The 15,819-nt window shown below is 65.7% G+C and carries 17 protein-coding genes and 2 tRNA genes; 15 read left to right on the forward strand and 4 right to left on the reverse strand.

Translation table 11 applies throughout. The features are described from left to right. Positions 1 to 30: 30 nt before the first annotated feature. Positions 31 to 1,170 carry an Mrp/NBP35 family ATP-binding protein gene (locus MKK60_RS06480; protein WP_243984505.1) on the forward strand — a complete coding sequence of 380 codons (1,140 nt, stop codon included), beginning with the start codon at positions 31 to 33 and terminating at the stop codon, positions 1,168 to 1,170. A gap of 8 nt (positions 1,171 to 1,178) precedes the next feature. Continuing rightward, a complete protein-coding gene (gene mobA / locus MKK60_RS06485) occupies positions 1,179 to 1,805 on the forward strand; it encodes a molybdenum cofactor guanylyltransferase MobA (protein ID WP_243984507.1) in 627 nt (208 codons plus the stop codon). Between the two features lie 72 nt (positions 1,806 to 1,877). Here mobA and MKK60_RS06490 read toward each other — a convergent pair. From MKK60_RS06490 to MKK60_RS06500, 3 genes are all read right to left on the reverse strand, one after another. Continuing rightward, positions 1,878 to 1,953 (reverse strand) — tRNA-Phe (locus MKK60_RS06490). A gap of 99 nt (positions 1,954 to 2,052) precedes the next feature. Beyond that, the gene (gene yacG / locus MKK60_RS06495; protein WP_147726000.1) at positions 2,053 to 2,247 is read right to left on the reverse strand and encodes a DNA gyrase inhibitor YacG; all 195 of its coding nucleotides are present in this window, start codon (positions 2,245 to 2,247) and stop codon (positions 2,053 to 2,055) included. Then, positions 2,244 to 2,897, reverse strand: coding sequence for a Maf-like protein (locus MKK60_RS06500; RefSeq protein ID WP_147726001.1), 654 nt, complete (start codon positions 2,895 to 2,897; stop codon positions 2,244 to 2,246). Before MKK60_RS06500 ends, yacG begins: the two co-directional genes overlap by 4 nt. 289 nt (positions 2,898 to 3,186) lie before the next feature. On the opposite strand from MKK60_RS06500, the gene MKK60_RS06505 reads away from it, so the two are divergent. From MKK60_RS06505 to MKK60_RS06560, 12 genes are all read left to right on the forward strand, one after another. After that, positions 3,187 to 3,260, forward strand: a tRNA-Gly gene (locus MKK60_RS06505). Between the two features lie 212 nt (positions 3,261 to 3,472). Further along, positions 3,473 to 3,814 (forward strand): hypothetical protein, encoded by a 342-nt coding sequence (locus tag MKK60_RS06510; protein ID WP_243984509.1) that lies wholly within the window; start codon positions 3,473 to 3,475, stop codon positions 3,812 to 3,814. Positions 3,815 to 3,927: 113 nt separating this feature from the next. Next, positions 3,928 to 4,335 carry a hypothetical protein gene (locus MKK60_RS06515; RefSeq protein ID WP_243984511.1) on the forward strand — a complete coding sequence of 136 codons (408 nt, stop codon included), beginning with the start codon at positions 3,928 to 3,930 and terminating at the stop codon, positions 4,333 to 4,335. 233 nt (positions 4,336 to 4,568) lie between these two features. Next, positions 4,569 to 6,050 carry a DNA cytosine methyltransferase gene (locus tag MKK60_RS06520; RefSeq protein WP_243984513.1) on the forward strand — a complete coding sequence of 494 codons (1,482 nt, stop codon included), beginning with the start codon at positions 4,569 to 4,571 and terminating at the stop codon, positions 6,048 to 6,050. Continuing rightward, positions 6,028 to 7,392, forward strand: coding sequence for an McrB family protein (locus tag MKK60_RS06525; RefSeq protein ID WP_243984515.1), 1,365 nt, complete (start codon positions 6,028 to 6,030; stop codon positions 7,390 to 7,392). Before MKK60_RS06520 ends, MKK60_RS06525 begins: the two co-directional genes overlap by 23 nt. Before the next feature lie 3 nt (positions 7,393 to 7,395). Further along, entirely contained in the window at positions 7,396 to 8,673 is a 1,278-nt protein-coding gene (locus tag MKK60_RS06530; protein WP_243984517.1) for an McrC family protein, read from the forward strand. Positions 8,674 to 8,785: 112 nt separating this feature from the next. Then, entirely contained in the window at positions 8,786 to 9,328 is a 543-nt protein-coding gene (locus MKK60_RS06535; protein WP_243984519.1) for a hypothetical protein, read from the forward strand. Between the two features lie 90 nt (positions 9,329 to 9,418). Then, complete coding sequence (locus tag MKK60_RS06540) at positions 9,419 to 11,053, forward strand: AAA family ATPase (protein WP_243984522.1); 1,635 nt, start codon at positions 9,419 to 9,421, stop codon at positions 11,051 to 11,053. 10 nt (positions 11,054 to 11,063) lie between these two features. Continuing rightward, positions 11,064 to 11,228 (forward strand): hypothetical protein, encoded by a 165-nt coding sequence (locus MKK60_RS06545; RefSeq protein ID WP_243984524.1) that lies wholly within the window; start codon positions 11,064 to 11,066, stop codon positions 11,226 to 11,228. Continuing rightward, the gene (locus MKK60_RS06550) at positions 11,218 to 11,433 is read left to right on the forward strand and encodes a hypothetical protein (RefSeq protein WP_243984526.1); all 216 of its coding nucleotides are present in this window, start codon (positions 11,218 to 11,220) and stop codon (positions 11,431 to 11,433) included. Before MKK60_RS06545 ends, MKK60_RS06550 begins: the two co-directional genes overlap by 11 nt. Further along, the gene (locus MKK60_RS06555) at positions 11,430 to 11,768 is read left to right on the forward strand and encodes a hypothetical protein (RefSeq protein ID WP_243984529.1); all 339 of its coding nucleotides are present in this window, start codon (positions 11,430 to 11,432) and stop codon (positions 11,766 to 11,768) included. Before MKK60_RS06550 ends, MKK60_RS06555 begins: the two co-directional genes overlap by 4 nt. A 14-nt stretch (positions 11,769 to 11,782) precedes the next feature. Continuing rightward, on the forward strand, positions 11,783 to 12,163 hold the full coding sequence (locus tag MKK60_RS06560) for a hypothetical protein (RefSeq protein ID WP_243984531.1): 381 nt from the start codon (positions 11,783 to 11,785) through the stop codon (positions 12,161 to 12,163). A gap of 412 nt (positions 12,164 to 12,575) precedes the next feature. Here MKK60_RS06560 and MKK60_RS06565 read toward each other — a convergent pair whose 3' ends face one another. Further along, positions 12,576 to 12,830: a hypothetical protein gene (locus tag MKK60_RS06565; RefSeq protein ID WP_243984533.1), complete on the reverse strand. Its 255-nt coding sequence runs from the start codon at positions 12,828 to 12,830 to the stop codon at positions 12,576 to 12,578. Positions 12,831 to 13,280: 450 nt separating this feature from the next. On the opposite strand from MKK60_RS06565, the gene MKK60_RS06570 reads away from it, so the two are divergent. Next, complete coding sequence (locus tag MKK60_RS06570) at positions 13,281 to 15,377, forward strand: hypothetical protein (protein WP_243984535.1); 2,097 nt, start codon at positions 13,281 to 13,283, stop codon at positions 15,375 to 15,377. The last annotated feature ends 442 nt before the right edge of the window (positions 15,378 to 15,819 follow it).

Here is a 15,819-nt window from a genome sequence, read left to right on the forward strand (position 1 = left end):
AGACGCCGGACGCGGCGAAGGAGGCCGACCGTGGCGATCACCCGAGACGACGTGCTGCGCGCGCTGCAAAGCGTGACCATCGATACCGCCGGCACCACCCTGCCGGCGTCCGGCCGCCTGTCGCAGGTGGTCGTCGACCCGACCAACCGCGTGATGTTCTCGATCCTGATCGACGCCAGCGAGGCGGCGCGCTTCGAGCCGATCCGCCGGTCGGCCGAGGGCAAGGTGCTGTCGATGCCCGGCGTCTCGGGCGTGTTCGCGAGCCTCACCTCCGAGCGCGGCCCCGGCATGCCGGAGCAGAGCAAGGCCGCCCCGGTTCCGGTGAATGCCGCGCCGCCGCGTCCCGGCGCGCCTCCCGGCCAGGGGCCGGCCCTGCCGGGAGTCCGCCACATCGTGGCGGTGGCCTCGGGCAAGGGCGGCGTCGGCAAGTCGACCACCGCCTGCAACCTCGCCCTCGCCCTGAAGGCGCAGGGCCTGAAGGTCGGCCTGCTCGATGCCGACATCTACGGTCCCTCGGTGCCGAAGCTGTTCGGCCTCTCCGGCAAGCCGAAGGTGGTCGACAACCGCAGCATGGAGCCGATGGAGGGCTACGGCCTCAAGGTGATGTCGATCGGCTTCCTGATCGAGCCCGAGACGGCGATGATCTGGCGCGGCCCGATGGTGCAGTCGGCGCTGACGCAGATGCTGCGCGACGTGCTCTGGGGCGAGCTCGACGTGCTGATCGTCGACATGCCGCCGGGCACCGGCGACGCGCAGCTCACCATGGCGCAGGCGACGCCGCTCTCGGGCGCCGTGATCGTCTCGACCCCGCAGGACCTCGCGCTGATCGACGCGCGGCGCGGCGTGACGATGTTCAAGAAGGTCGCGGTGCCGATCCTCGGCGTGATCGAGAACATGGCGACCTTCATCTGCCCGAACTGCAACCACGAATCGCACATCTTCGGCCATGGCGGCGCGCGAATCGAGGCGCAGCGCCTCGGCGTGCCGTTCCTCGGCGAGGTGCCGCTGAACATGACGATCCGGGAATCGTCCGATACCGGCCAGCCGGTCGTCGCCGTCGCCCCCGACGGACCGCAGGCCCAGGTCTACCGCGAGATCGCGCGCAAGCTCTGGGACAACCTGACCGCGGCACCGGCCGGCCGGGCGGCGCCCAAGATTGTCTTCGAGTAGGCACGACGATGCCGCCGGTCCTGGGCCTGATCCTGGCCGGCGGTCTCGCCCGCCGCATGGGCGGCGGCGACAAGGTGCTGCGCACCCTCGGCGGCCGGACGCTGCTGGAGCGGGTGACCGGGCGCCTGGCGCCGCAATGCCCGGCCGGGCTGATGCTCAGCGCCAACGGCGACCCGACGCGGTTCTCCGGCTTTCCGGGGCCGGTCCTGCCCGACGGCGTCGCCGGCCATCCCGGCCCGCTCGCCGGCATCCTGGCCGGGCTGGACCATGCAGCCGCGTTCCACGCCGACGTGGACGCCGTCGTCAGCGTCTCCTGCGACGCGCCGTTCCTGCCGCTCGACCTCGTCGCCCGCCTCGCCGCAGCCCGAGAGACGGCTGCGATCCCGGTCGCCGCCTCGGGCGATCACGAGCACTACACCGTGGCGCTCTGGCCGATCCGTCTGCGGGAAGAGTTGCGTGCCGCGCTCGTCGAGTGCAACGAGCGCCGCGTCGGCGGCTTCATCGGCCGTTACGGCGCCGCGGTGGTGCGCTGGCCGATCGAGCCGATCGACCCGTTCCTCAACGTCAACACGCCGGAGGATCTTGAAACGGCGGAGAGGCTGGCCGCGATCGTTGAGGGATCGGGCGCCACCTGAGAGGGCGTCCGCGCAGGCACGAACGGGTCCAGCAGCCGCGGCTGCGAATCCAGTTCAGACGCTGGGGAGGGATGGTGCCCAGGGACGGAGTCGAACCGCCGACACTGCGATTTTCAGTCGCATGCTCTACCAACTGAGCTACCTGGGCCTTCGCCGATCCGCGTGGCGGCTCGACAGGGCGGGGGTATAGTCAGTGCCTCCGGGCCTGTCCAGCCTGATCGGGCGCATCGGCTGGATGATTTTCCCGCTATTCGTGCTCGGGTTTCCGGGCGGCCGGCAACGCGTCCTCGTCCTCGTCATCGGCGGCCGGGATCACGTAGCGGTCGCTGAGCCAGCGGCCGAGGTCGATGTCCGAGCAGCGCTCCGAGCAAAACGGCTTCAGCTTCGGATCGGCCGGCTTGCCGCAGATCGGGCAGGGGGGCAGCTTCGCGACCGTCGTCATGCCATCGCGCCCCAGCCGGCCCGCACCGGGAATCCCTCGCCGTCGAGGAGCGCCATCGTCTCGTAGAGCGGCAGGCCGACGACGGCCGAGTGCGAGCCGACGAGCTTGACGACGAAGGCGCCGGCCAGCCCCTGGATCGCGTAGCCGCCGGCCTTGCCGCGCCATTCGCCCGAGGCGAGGTAGCTGCTCATCTCGCGCTGGGACAGGCGCTTGAACCGCACCCGGCTCTCCACGATGCGCTCGCGCCGCGCGCCCTTCGGCGAGAGCAGGCAGATCGCCGTGAACACGCGGTGCTGCCGCCCGGAAAGCAGGCGCAGGCAGTCGGCGGCCTCGTCGGGCACCTCGGCCTTGGGCAGCACGCGGCGGCCGACCGCGACCACGGTGTCGGCCGCCAGCACCCAGCTCTTCCCGCCGTGCTCGTGGAGGTGGAGCGCCCCTTGCGCCGCGGAGAGCTTCAGCCGCGCGAGCCGCCGGGCGAGCTCGCGTGGCGATTCGGACTTCAGCGGCGTCTCGTCGACGTCGGCGGGAAGCAGGGCGTCCGGCTCGATGCCGATCTGCTGCAGGAGCGCGAGCCGGCGCGGCGAGGCCGAAGCGAGGATCAGCCGCGCGGGATTGTCCGCGGGCGCGGCCAGGGGGGAAGGGGCGTCCATGGATCTCGGATCGGTCCTCGGCCGGCGCCGCCCACCGGAGGTGGACGCCGCACGCATCGTGGGTGCAGGTCCGACGGGTGATAGTGGAACGGCGTCGCCATGGGAACGGATACGGCGGCGATGGCCTGCGCGCGGCGATCGTGTGGCCGCTGCCGGAGCATCGCGTGCCGGGCTGCCGCGCGAAGAAGATGTTTCGCGAAGACCGTCCATGACCGCAGGACCATCGACCCCGTGGACAACGTCGGCGGCTCTGCTATGGTCCAGCCGCGCTGCCGAAACGCGGCCCGGCGCGGGCGTAGTTCAGTGGTAGAACGTCAGCTTCCCAAGCTGAATATGCGGGTTCGATTCCCGCCGCCCGCTCCATTTACTATCAGGGACTTAGCCCTGGTTTCTGGTATCTCCACCCCGATGGATACCAGTTTGGATACCAGCCAATAGGCATGTACTCCTTGGTCTGCGCGGCGGTTTCCGCCTGTGGATCGACACGTTTTTACCGATCCGATTCAGCAGACGCCCACCGGACCCTGGCACCGTTTCCCCATGAACGATGGGGATGCGCGATGAATCGGGTCGACATGACGGACATGAAGCCGGAGGTGATGCGCAAGCACATCGACCTGGCGCAACAGAACGAGCGCAACCTCGCCGGGCATCCCGACATCTACGGGCAGATCGTGGAGCAGATCCGCAAGCGCGATCTCGTCTGGGCGGTCTGGCCGGAGGACAGGGCGGACTGCATGTTCGGGCACGGGCTCGCGATGCTCAAGGGCAAGTGGACGCTGATGGCGCGCTACCAGGCCGGGGTCGCTGCCAATGTCCAGGTGGTGCGGCTCATGTTCCCCTCCTTCGAGGCGGCGTCGCAGATGTGCGCGCTCTATGGCGACGACTCCCAGCATGCCGAGGTGCAGGCGTCCTAGGCCGTTCCATGGGCGGCCATCCCCCGCCTGTGGAACTCGCATTTTTATCGATCTGATTCAGTCGAATGCGATCCGTCCCTGGCATCCTTCGATGGGACACGGGGAGGAATGCCATGCCGGACATGAGGATTTTGAGGCTCGACGATTTCCCGCTTGAGGAGATCCATCAGATGGTCGACCTGTGCAACCGCATGACGGACCATAATAACGCGAAGTACGGGAACTCCCAGGCGTGGCTTGATGACGCTGCCGACGAGGCTGACGTCATCATCGCGATCTGGCGCAACCCGGAGGTGGACCGGGGGTGGGAAGCCGGCTTTCTCAAGGGGGCGAACGCGGACCCCGCCGTCCTGAAGGATCGCCCGGCGGGCCAGCAGGGGGGCTTCAAGTCGATCCACATCCGGCTCGCCGACCTCGACACCGCGATCAAGGTCGGCCAGCGGTACGGTGATATCGCCGGGGGCCAGAAGCCCTCGCACCTGCTGTCCCTTGGCTCCCGCCCTGCCGGCAAGGCGAACTGACGCGCCGTTTCGTCACCCTTTCTCACGGCCGGGGACTTCGCCCCCGCACGTCGGAGACTGCACGACCAAGAGGCCGACGGAGCGCTGAAGGTCGCGCGGATGTGCCGGTCGGATGGCGTGCGATGGGAAGAGAACGTCAGCGCCTCGTAAACCTCGTGCCCTTCTCAGCGTGCGCTGTTGAAAAATTTGGCCGTGAATTGTCAGCCGCCCGCCGCTCATTTACGAACGAGGCAATGAACAAGATCGTAGGCAGCACTCTGCAAGGAGCCACCCTCGGTGACGAGAGCGCTGCCGGCTTGGACCTTCCGGAGTTAGCCCCACGACGCAGGCTCAAGGTCACGTCGCTGTTCGCAGGAATCGGCGGGTTCGACCACGCTTTCGAGATGGCGGACGCGGAGGTCGTGTTTCAATGCGAAGTGGACGGTTTCTGCCGTTCGGTCCTTCGACGGCACTGGCCAAAGGCGAAGCTGGCAGACGACATCCGGACGTTGCCGCCAGATGCAATCCCAGAGAGTGATGTTTGGACGGCAGGTTTTCCCTGCCAGGACGTTTCGCTGGCTCGCGGCAACCATGGCCGCAGCGGCTTGAAGGGCAATCACACCAGCCTGTTTTTCAAGTTGATGGGATTGGTCGACGTGAGGCGACCCCGCGTCATCGTTCTTGAGAATGTCGTAGGCCTGCTTAACAGCCACCAGGGTCGTGACTTCGCGATCATTCTGAGGGAACTGACCAGTCGGGGCTATGCGGTCAGTTGGCGGGTTCTGAACGCCCGTTATTTTGGGGCCCCGCAGAGCCGATCACGTGTGTTCCTGTGCGCATGGTTGGGCGACTACCAGCGTGCCGTCACTGCCCTGTTTCAGACGGCGCCGGGCGAAAAGCCTGGCCGGCAGCGTGTTGGATTCCTAACGCAGCACGCCCACCCGTCTACAGGGGCCATCGTGCCCGAGGTTGCCTACTGCGTTGCGGCGACGTCGGGGCGCCACACAGGCAATGATTGGGCGCGTTCCTACATCTCCTATCGGAACCGCATCCGACGCCCGACGCCGACCGAGAGTGAGCGCCTACAGGGGTTCCCGGCGGGGTGGAGCCTTCCGGAGGATGGATACCGAGCGCCCGCCCGGGGCTTGGACTCGGAGCGCTACAAGGCTGTCGGGAACGCCGTAGCGGTCCCGGTAGTGCGTTGGGTGGCGGACCGGATCGCACGGCTGGCGTCGAAGCCGCCGTCACGCGCACTCAAGATGAACTTCTATGCGGACGTAATGCGCGCCGCACCCGACCTTCGGAAGGACGCGGGGCTCCTGCATACGCACACTGTCATGGCGGCCGTAGATCGCGAGGAATTCGTTCACCGGTGGAAGCCCGGGGGATGCGCCTGGAAGGACCAGATCGTGGAGGGTGCAGCATCCGCGGCGCCGCTCCAGATCATCCCATCGCGTTTCGTTGATGCACTCGACCCAGACGTGCCGGACGACCGTTATTTCTTGACGGCCAACGCGGCGGTCGGGATCCTCCGACGTGCTGATGTCGTCGGGCGGACACTGTTTCCACCGATGCGACTCGCGCTAGAGAACCTCGTGTCTGGCAAGGCTGCGAATCAACCGGCAGAAGCGACCAGGAAAACTGTCGGAGATATTGGTGTCAGAACCCGCCTTCGTACGTCTAGGGCCATCAAGCGCCGAAAAATCCAGCGAGTTGGCTCAAGTACCGCCTGGTAATTATGACGACCTGATCGAGCTTACCTGCGCCCAAGTTCCAAAGGACTTCACGGAGGGGTCCCCAGTTTGGGTCTGGTTGGGAAGCGACAACAATAAGGGGCAACCGACAACGTGGAACCAAGGCATATGCGGCGTCGGCGTATGCTATGGAAAAGAAAATGTTTCGGACAAGCTTTACGAGATATCCATCGGGGACGTTTATATTCTTCCTAGAACTGTCGAGAAGGCAGAGCTTCTACAGGCATCACCCGAGACTTACGCCACGTCGCTCTCCGAGGCCGCGATCGTAGGCCTCAACAACTATTCGTCGCAAGTCGTTCAGCTTCTCTCGCGAGATGAGTTCGCGACTATCGGCGCGGTCATTGCGACCCTCATCCCGGACATCCAGCAGGATCTCTATGATCGAGTGGAAGGCGCCGCGGAGGTCGAGATCGTGCCTCGGTTGCCCATTGAGAAGGACATCGAGAAACCCGGCGCGACATCAACGGTCATCTCACCGGCCAAGCCCCTGATCCCGGAAATTGATGACGATGACGAGGTTCTGCAGGATGTCCGTCACCACATTGCAGACGGCGCCGGTGGCGTCCTATTGGTGGGACCGCCGGGAACTGGCAAGTCGTACTACGCGCGGCAGGTAGCCATTCGTCTCACGGGCGGCGACGGCACCCGCATCCGCGAGGTCCAGTTCCATCCGTCTTACCAATATGAGGACTTCGTTGAGGGGTTGGTGCCGGACGCGGAGATCGGCTTCAGGCTGGTCGACAAGCACCTGCTTGAAATGGTCATCGTCGCGAAGCGCACCGAGGGACCGGTTGTCCTCGTCATTGATGAGTTCAGCCGCACCGATCCTGCGCGGGTCCTGGGCGAGGCGATGACATACATGGAGGGCACGCTGAGGGGCGTCGACTTCCACCTTCGGTCGGGCCGCAAGGCAAGGATACCGGCCAACCTGATCTTCCTCGCGACCATGAACCCCGAGGATCGATCCGTCGACGAAATCGACGATGCTATGGACCGCCGGTGGACGAAAATCACCCTGTCACCGGATCCGGCTAGAGTGCGCTTCTTCCTCGATCGGAACGGCGCGAGCCCTGAGGTGATCACGCCGATAATGGATTTCTTCATGGAGTTGCAGAAGCACATGGCCATTGGCCACGCCTTCTTCAAAAACGTCCACGATGCCGATTCCATGCGAAGGCTGTGGAACAGCCAACTCCACTATGCTGCGCGGAAGAAATTTCGCTTTTCACCGGATGAGCTTCGTGAGGTCGAGGCGCTTTGGACGGAGTGCGACGAGTCCATGGTGGGACCCGATGCCCCGGCCGGTCAGATGCCCGGCTAGTCAATGGCGAATGGCGCCGTCGTTGAACCGACCATCCTCAGCCTCGAATCCCGCAAGTCGATAGAGATCGGGCTTACCGACCTCGTCACCGGCGGACGCATCGAGGTCTTTCCCCATGTCGAGGAAAAAGGGCTGCTGTTCCTCAGCTTCAGGAAAAGCCGGGTGACGCTGTCGGCCGGACCATTCATCGGCTTGATCCCCCTTACCCCCCGGATATCCGTCGACGTCCGGCCTAAGCTGCCTGTTAGCAATCTCGCCCGGGTGCTCGACCTAGCACGCAGTTCCCTGGGCTCGCTGGCGAACGTTGACCGCCTCTATCTCTCGGATCACCTCGGGAGCAACAGCATCCTCGAATTTATGGCCGCCAACCTCGTTGACGCGCTGCGTCCGGTGGAGGTGAATGGGCTCATTAAGGAATACGTCCGTCGAGCGGAGGTTACCAGCCATCCCCGGGGCGGCGTAGACCTCGGCGAGACGATGAGGGCCGCGGCGAGCCGTGGTCATCCCTACAGCATCGCATCGAGCTACTACGAGCAAACAAGCGACGTGCCGGTCAACCGCGTCCTCAAGGGCGCGATGCGTCACATCCTGTCTCGTATGCGCCCAACCTCCGAAATCGGTCGAGCGCTCCTGAGGCGTGCGAATCGGACGTACCAGGAGCTCCCGCATTCGGTAAATGGTATGCGGGCCAATGATCTCGAAATAAGCCGCGGGATCGTCGCAGAGCGTCGCCTACCCGCTTCGCGAACCTACTACTATCGCCCCTTAGAGATTGCGTTCTTGATACTCTCGAACCGTGGCGTTGCGCTTCAGGATCACGGGTCGGACGTATTGCTTCAGACCTTCATCCTGAACTTCGAAAACCTTTTTGAAGAGTATCTTCGGCGCGTTCTTCAGACGAGAGCCATTGGGAACTTGGTCGTAAAGGATGGCAACAAGGAGGGAAAGAGATCCCTTTTTGACAACAACAAAGATCGTAACGCTGAGCCTGATATCGTCGTAATTTCAAGGGATTCGAACAAGCGCGTCATCGCTGAGGTGAAGTATAAGGAAAAACCTAATCGCGACGACATAAATCAGGCAATCACATACGCCCATGTTTATCGCACGGGTCGCGCCGTTCTAGTGCATCAGAACAAGCCTGGAAGTAGGTCAGGCCATAAGCACGTAGGAAATATCAACGGGATCGCCCTCGACGCCTATGCGTTCGATCTGGCCAATCCCGACCTTGATGCCGAGGAGCGCATGTTTGCCTCGACCATTTTTAGAATGGTCGAGTAGGAGGCGCGATTGGCATCGGCTCTCACCATCCCGGGGGTATACGACGATACTAGAAGGGCCATGGCATCAGCCGGGGCCTTCTTCGTTTACGGACACATGCTATCCCAGGGGCATGCAGATCGCGCTCTCCTACGTCGACACCGAGGTGTTCCCCGTCCCGGCGGGGTGGATCGCAGTCGGCTTCCTCGGTACCGGCCCGGCGGTGCTCGCCTACGACCCGGCGAGGGCTCCCCATTCCGTCCTTGATGGCGTCCCGACCCCGCTCGATCCGGCCAGCGTCAACCCCGTACTGGCCGGCGCCATCGAGGCCGCGGCGACGCGGGCATGGCCGGAGGGTTGGTCCTACGCGCTGGCGGAATCGTTCGCGATCAACCGGCGGGCGTTGCAGCGGGACCGGCTCGCCAAGAACACGCTGCACCCGAACATCCTACGCACCCTCGGTGCTGTTTCGGAAGGCCCCGATGCGGAGGGCATGGGACGCATCCTGCGGGCCCTGGCCTCGTACGCAACGTCCTACGGTGAGGGGCATTCGATGCTCGACCGCATCGACGATGCCGGCCGGGTGGCGCGCAACGCCGTCGAGGCCCTCCGGCAGGTCCACACGGGACGGCCGATCAGGCCGGAACCGGTGGATGCAGACAATTGTAAGGACTGAGATCTCCGATCATTAAAACGGGCCTGCTATAACCGTGCGTCCCCTACCGCCAGAGGCTCAAGCCACTCGCGGCAACCCGGTGCAACCGACATGCGCGACGCCCTGCGTCTGGAGCCCCTTGAGCTGATCTTCGCAGGGGAGATTGGCTACTACCGAAACTCCGGTCATCGAGACCTCATCCCGCGCCTCGTCGCCATCGCGCCGTCCCTGGCCGTGGAAGACAAGAAGGCGGTCATCGACGAGTGCGACGGCGACCGCCTCCTCGCCTGGGTCGTCATGGGAATGCACCGCGCGGCGATGCGGCGCGTGGCCATCCAGAGGAATGGCCCGGTCGCAGATGCGCGGTTCCTCGATCAGATCCTGGAGGCGTTTCTCTCGCTTCAGCGCACCCTGGAACGGGTGCGGGCTGGCAAGCATCACGTCTCGAACGCCGCGTGGCTGACGTTCCAGGACCTCCACGAGATCGCCGCGACATACCTGGGCCTCGCCGGTTACGAGCAGGCGCGGCCGGCCCTGATGGAGACGATGTGGGCTATGGCCCGCCAGCCCGGGGAGGTCGCCGCCAGGATCGGTCGCAGGGCGTTCGGGCTGAACTTGCTCGCGCCCGGAGAATGGCCTGATCGGGAGCCGTGCATCGTCTACCCCGACATGCTGATCGTCGCCGATGACATGGCCGACCGCGTTCTCCGTCGGGGCGTAGCCGAGCCCCGGCGCGAGATCCGCGAGATCCACGACGACGGCATCGACAATGACCGCGCCGGGATCGTCCGCGTCCCAGCCGGCCCGATCCTGGATCGCCTGATCAAGCAATCGCTCGCCGAGCCTCTGCCGGCGCCGGGCGTCGTCGTCTTCCCCAAGTCGATCCTCGCCTCCATCGGGAAGACCGAAAATCAGAAGGACGTGAGGTCCCTCCTCGGCGACGCCCTCGGTCGCGAGCTTCCCCTGGTACCTGTGCCCGAGGATTGGGACGCGTGGGAGCGGGACCGCCTGAAGGCATACCCGTGGGCGCACAGGGCCATCCGCGCATTCCGGACCGCCCAGGCGGGCAGGACGCATTTTGGTCTGGCGGTCCTGTGCCTGCATGGATCTCCGGGCTGCGGGAAGTCGGCGCTGGCCCGCGAGCTCGCCGAATCCTGCGGGCTGAGGTTCGTCCGGTACCAAGCCGATTCCGCCTCGGAGAACAGCTACGGCGGCACTAGCGTGAGGTGGCAGAGTGGCCACCTTGGCGTCGCTGAGGCTGCCGTTGCCGGAGAGAAGAAGGCGACCGTCTGCATCTCCCATGACGAGATCGAGAAGGCGGCCGGAACCCGCAAGAGCAACGGCGGGAGCCTACACGACACTCTTCACGGCGCCTGGGAGCCCGAAACGTCTCGGTCTTGGCACAGCCCGTTCCTGCTCCACGCAGTCGACATCTCCAACCTCGTCTACATCCCGACGGCGAACAGCGTCGCTGCGCTCCCGGCCTCCCTCCGCGACCGCATGACCCTGGTGGAAGTCCCCGAGCCGTCGGCCGAGCATCTGTCCATGCTGGCGCCCCGGGTCTCTCAACAGCTCTGCCGCGAGCGCGGTCTCGACCTGGGCTGGTCCGCCTTCGATTCCATCGAGTGGGAATCCCTGCGCGAGGGCTGGAAGGGGGGCTCGATCCGGGCGCTCCAGACGTGCGTCGAGATCATCTTCCGTGTGCGGGACGAGCTTCCGCCCGCCGCCCGCGGCCCGCTGAATTGAGGGGGCGATCATGACGAACGAGAACTCCCGTCTGCAGGGCCTGCGGGACCTGCAATTCACGCTGATGAGGCTGGTGATCACGTCTCAAATCGATCCGGCCGACGCCATCGCCATTGGGTCGACAATCGAGGCTTTGATGGGCTCGCTCACTGACGGGGAGCCCCATGCAGAGTGAGGATCTCGTCGCCGTCCGCGACCGCGTCCGCACGTCGTGGGATAGCCGTAGCTGCGGGCTGTTTCAGATCGCGGCGACGTTGCGGATCGAGCGTCTGATCGCCCTTCATGCCAGCGGGCGCATCGATATCTACGATGCCATGCGTCTGGCCCTGCAGACCGAGGGGGCCACCCTGTTTCTTCCGCGCCTCCCCCGCATCCCGTGACTGTCGACGTCTACCGGAACCTCCGGCGGCGCGCCTTCTCGATCCGCGAGGGCGGTCGCGTCGTTGGGCACCGGCAGGCGGTCATGCTTCGGGACGTCACGTTCATCGTCTCGGCGGCCGGCGTCCGGCGTGTTCGGTCACGGGGCCAGCGCGAGGTGGTGGCCTTCGCGAGGGGCGTCCTGTCGGAATCCCCGCTCGCCGAGCAGGCGGTGAGGGTTCGCTTCGACCCCTACCGCGCAGCCGATTTCACTCTCCCCGACGGCACCTCGATAAAGGCGGCCGCCGTCGTCTCGTTCCTCGCGGACGGCTCGTGCTGGGCCTCCAACCTCTCCTGATCAGGACCTCCACGATGCGTTTCGCAATCCTTGTCCTTGCCGTTCTCTATCCTTGGGCCGCCATCGCGGGAGACGGCCCGTGGAGCGCCCCCAATTGGGCCGTCTCGACGACGGAGCGCCACGGGCCCTTCACCCACGCGACGACGCTCTACGTCTCCCCCGGCCGCGGGCACGACGTCGTCGAGGCCCACTGTTCCATCACCGACTGGCGCGCCCCGAAGGAGGCGGTCATCGTCAAGGCGAAGGGCCGCGCGCAGATGGCCCAGGGTTTGTGGTGCGGCGGCGCGGGCAAGCTCGGCACGTGGTGCGTCGACCTCGCCGAGGGGGCCGCGATGCGGTGGTACGACAAGACCATCTGCGCCGGCGGTCCCGCTCAGTTCTCGACCGGGGACTGAGCCCTTGATGCCATGAAGGCCGCGTGCCCCTTCTCGACGGCGCGCCTGTCCAGACTTCTCAGGCGGTCGCGGACGTCGCCGGCAAGGTCAGCCTCGCCCGCGGCATCGAGGAGATCCGCTGCGGTCCTCATGGCCCATTCGCGGCACCATGCCATTGTCCGGGTCGAGGGCGCGCCCTCGCCGTCACGCCACCGGCGCAGGGTGCGGGGGCTCTCGCCGAGGTGGTCGCAGACCTTGCCTTCCCAGTGGGGGCCATGCCCGGCATCAGGCCCGGCTTTCCTCGATCTCTCGACGCGGGGCCCGTTCGTAGATCTCCCAGGGGGGAATCGGCGTACCGGCGCGGGGCGATGCTTTTGTCGGTCTCGATGATGACCTTCATCCTCAGGCCCAGGGCCTCGAAGAACGAAAGGGATTAATCCAGGCTCACGAGCTCGCGCCCGCTCATGAACCTTTTGACGAATTCCCGCCTCACCGAGGGGAGGTTCTGCGCGATCTCGGTCGGGGTGTACCCCTTCTCGTCGAGGCGGTCGCGAGCGGCTTCGACGACCTGGGCCTGAAGGCGACGCGCCGTCTCGCATTCGCCCTCGGGCGGGGCATCGGAGAGGATGCGGGCCACCTCGGCCGGGGTCCACCCTTGACGCTCGATGTGGTCCTGTACCGCCGTCACCAGCGTGTCTCGTGCCGCCCGAGACGTATCCGACACGCACACACGCACGCACCACACTCATCGGCAGACCTCGGGCTCAAGGAGACGCCGCAACTGTATGGAATTGCTGCCGATTCGGCTACCTTCTAGTAGGTAGGCGGTGTCAAGGCTGTGCGAGATGGCTCGGGCGGCGGGGCATCAAAATAAAGTTGGTTCGTGAGGCGAGGACGAGAAGGCGGCTTCAGGACCGGGTGGAGGATTCTTCAGCCCAACTCAAAGTCACCCACGCCAGGCCGCTCAGACCCGCGATGGATCGGGGGTCGCGAGCGGCCTGGGGCAGCACGGAATTGACGGGGAGCGCCGGAAATCCGGCGGGCTAAGCCCCTCTGGTCAAAGGGCAAATCCGGGGTGAGCATGCTCGGACCGTGACGGTGTGGTGCCTGTCACGGGCCATCGAGAGCCCCCTCCCACATGCTGTTCGACCCCCGTTGCCTTGATGCCCGAGCCCTGGACTTTCATTGGCGCGCCCCGGACGCCATCGCCGAGCGAGCCGGCCTGACCGAGATCGGCCGCTCATCCTACCGCCGGGCCCGCAACTCCGTCCTCGCATCCCTCGTCCTAGCGGGGGATTCCGACCGGCCGTGGGTCTCGTACAGCCGCTCGCGTGATTTCTACGCGAAGCAGGGCAGGTACGAAGGCACGGACTACTCCTACGCGAACGTGCGCCGCGCGGTCGCCGAACTCGGCGAAGCCGGCCTGATTGACGAGATGAGATCCGCTCCGGGCGCCCATCTCACCCATGGCCACCAGTCCCGCATGGTCGCGACCGACAAGCTGCTCACCCTCGCCGAGGGCGTCGACCTGCTCCACGTCGGGAGCAGGTGCCCTATCGTCCTGAAGAACGAAGCCGGCGACCGCATCGACTTCCGCGAAACGGCGCAGACCCGGCGCTTGGTGGCCGAGGTCGAGGACATCAATCGCTACCTCGGCGACATCGAGGTCGGAATCAGTCCGGACTCCAACCCCGAGGACTGGAAGATCTCGGCGCACCACATTCACGCCCGCAAGGTCAAGAAGAAGGGCGTGACCTGGACCTGCGTCCGGCCGACCCCGACCCCCGAGGTGTATCGTGTTTTTGGCCGGGGACGCTGGGACCGGCACGGACGTTGGTATGGGTGGTGGCAGTCCCTCCCGAAGGATCGCAGGGCCGAACTCCTTATCGACGGCGAGTGGACGGTTGAGCCGGACTTCTCGGCCATCCATCCGCGGCTCCTGTACGCCATGCGCGGCCACGTCCTCCAGCACGATCCGTACGTCACGAAGGGCTGGCATCGTGACGCCGGAAAACTGGCGCTCAACGTCGTGCTCAACGCCAAGACGATCCCGAAGGGCATCGGCGCGCTGCTGCAGAAGCGGTATGAGATGAACGAGGATGGCGAGCCCGTCTGGACCTATGGGCCGGCGGAGACGAGGCGCATCGTCGAGGCCGTGCAGGCGGCCAATCCTCTCATTGCTGCCGACATCGGGAGCGACGCCGGCATTCGCCTCATGTCCGTCGATTCCAGAATGGCGCACGAGGTCATGAAGCGGTGTCGGGCTGCCAAGATTGGTGTGCTGCCCATCCACGACAGCTTCCTCGCACCAGGGTCCCGAGGGGCAGAGGTATCCGGAATTATGGGGGATGTCTTGAGCCACACGATTTCGACCATTTCCCCTGTAGTTTCAACACGATCAACGCAATCAATCCGATATACCCCCTCGGGGGCGATCTCGGGGGTCGTGGGTGTCCTTCCTTCCTTGGAGGAGACCTCCTCTGCGGATCCCATGGTCGCCCCTTCTCCGGAGGCGGCGGGGAATACCCTACCCTTCTTGGAGACCCCATTTGCGGAGCCCGTGAGCGATCCTACCACCGGGGTGACCGCCCCGTTCCCGGAGGGGAAGGAGGGCCTCTCGCCGGAGGCGTCGGGGTCCGCCTCCTCCCTTCTGGCTGCCCCCTCTCCGGAGGCCCGGTTCCGCCCCGTCCTGGCTCTGAGGCGACCCGCTCCCCGGCCTGTCTCTCTCCGTCCCGTGGTCTCCGCCGCCGTTCCTTCTCCGCCCCCTCTTGCTCCGCCCGCTCTCGTTCCTGACGCTACCCCTACTCCTCGTCCCCCCCTGCCGCCCTTCCTCCAGGCCGCCCTCCACGAGCTCCGTGCCGAGGCCGAGGTTGCCGCCGCTGCCGCTGCCGCCGCTGCGCTCGTTCGGGAATCTGCGCCTCCTCCTGCCCCTGCGCGGAGGCAGTGGGCGCCCTTGCCCCCCAGGACAGATTCCCCAGCCCCGGTGCGTGTTGAGGCCCCTGTCACTCTCCCGGCGCCGCCTGAGCCTGAGCCTGTTCGTCGACCGCAGGTCGAGATGACGGCCGTCTCCGAGTTCGCCTCGCTGGGGGCGTGGGGGCCCCTCGGGGCTATTACGCCGCCTCAGCGTCCGATGACCCGGGCCGAGGTGAGCGCCAACCTTCGTGCCTGCGCCGAGAAGGCGCGGCTGCGCATGGAGGCGAGGGAGCGCGAGAGATCTCGGACGGCCTACAGATAGGCGTTGTCTATCGCCAAGGGCGGGGCTATTATGATCGGGCTCTCGGGCTCGACGTTGCACCACAACCTCGAAGACCCCTCGTCGGTAACGGCGGGGGGTCTCTTCGTTTCATGGCCATGCTCAATGCCGGATTGGGGCATGCCGATTTCAACAACGTGTTTCACCCACCACTGTTGGTGAAATCGTTGGTCATGAAGTGTCCCATGTTGGGGGCGCCATCGGGTGAATGGTCCGATGGTTCATGTGGCGCCCTGAGCTTGCCTGGGACCTTGGCCACCACCCCTCGGGGGTTGTCCGTTGCAGGTGCCCGCAGCCCCCTAAACCTCGCCATCTGCTCCCGCGCCGCCCTGCAAGGAGATGCGTGCCGAGGACTACAGGATTGGCACCTGCCTCCACCGAGGACGGACGCCTGCTGCGAGCCTCCCGGCCCAGCGGGCGTTCT

The organism is Methylobacterium sp. J-092, assembly GCF_022829325.1.
Lineage (GTDB): Bacteria > Pseudomonadota > Alphaproteobacteria > Rhizobiales > Beijerinckiaceae > Methylobacterium.

Excerpts from the sequence above, each read along its gene's own strand:
- yacG (WP_147726000.1), bottom strand. The coding sequence starts at position 2,247 with ATGACGACGGTCGCGAAGCTGCCCCCCTGCCCGATCTGCGGCAAGCCG.
- MKK60_RS06560 (WP_243984531.1), top strand. The coding sequence starts at position 11,783 with ATGCGTTTCGCAATCCTTGTCCTTGCCGTTCTCTATCCTTGGGCCGCC.
- MKK60_RS06515 (WP_243984511.1), top strand. The coding sequence starts at position 3,928 with ATGCCGGACATGAGGATTTTGAGGCTCGACGATTTCCCGCTTGAGGAG.
- MKK60_RS06545 (WP_243984524.1), top strand. The coding sequence starts at position 11,064 with ATGACGAACGAGAACTCCCGTCTGCAGGGCCTGCGGGACCTGCAATTC.
- MKK60_RS06500 (WP_147726001.1), bottom strand. The coding sequence starts at position 2,897 with ATGGACGCCCCTTCCCCCCTGGCCGCGCCCGCGGACAATCCCGCGCGG.
- mobA (WP_243984507.1), top strand. The coding sequence starts at position 1,179 with ATGCCGCCGGTCCTGGGCCTGATCCTGGCCGGCGGTCTCGCCCGCCGC.
- MKK60_RS06540 (WP_243984522.1), top strand. The coding sequence starts at position 9,419 with ATGCGCGACGCCCTGCGTCTGGAGCCCCTTGAGCTGATCTTCGCAGGG.
- MKK60_RS06550 (WP_243984526.1), top strand. The coding sequence starts at position 11,218 with ATGCAGAGTGAGGATCTCGTCGCCGTCCGCGACCGCGTCCGCACGTCG.
- MKK60_RS06510 (WP_243984509.1), top strand. The coding sequence starts at position 3,473 with ATGACGGACATGAAGCCGGAGGTGATGCGCAAGCACATCGACCTGGCG.
- MKK60_RS06535 (WP_243984519.1), top strand. The coding sequence starts at position 8,786 with ATGCAGATCGCGCTCTCCTACGTCGACACCGAGGTGTTCCCCGTCCCG.
- MKK60_RS06520 (WP_243984513.1), top strand. The coding sequence starts at position 4,569 with ATGAACAAGATCGTAGGCAGCACTCTGCAAGGAGCCACCCTCGGTGAC.
- MKK60_RS06530 (WP_243984517.1), top strand. The coding sequence starts at position 7,396 with ATGGCGAATGGCGCCGTCGTTGAACCGACCATCCTCAGCCTCGAATCC.
- MKK60_RS06570 (WP_243984535.1), top strand. The coding sequence starts at position 13,281 with ATGCTGTTCGACCCCCGTTGCCTTGATGCCCGAGCCCTGGACTTTCAT.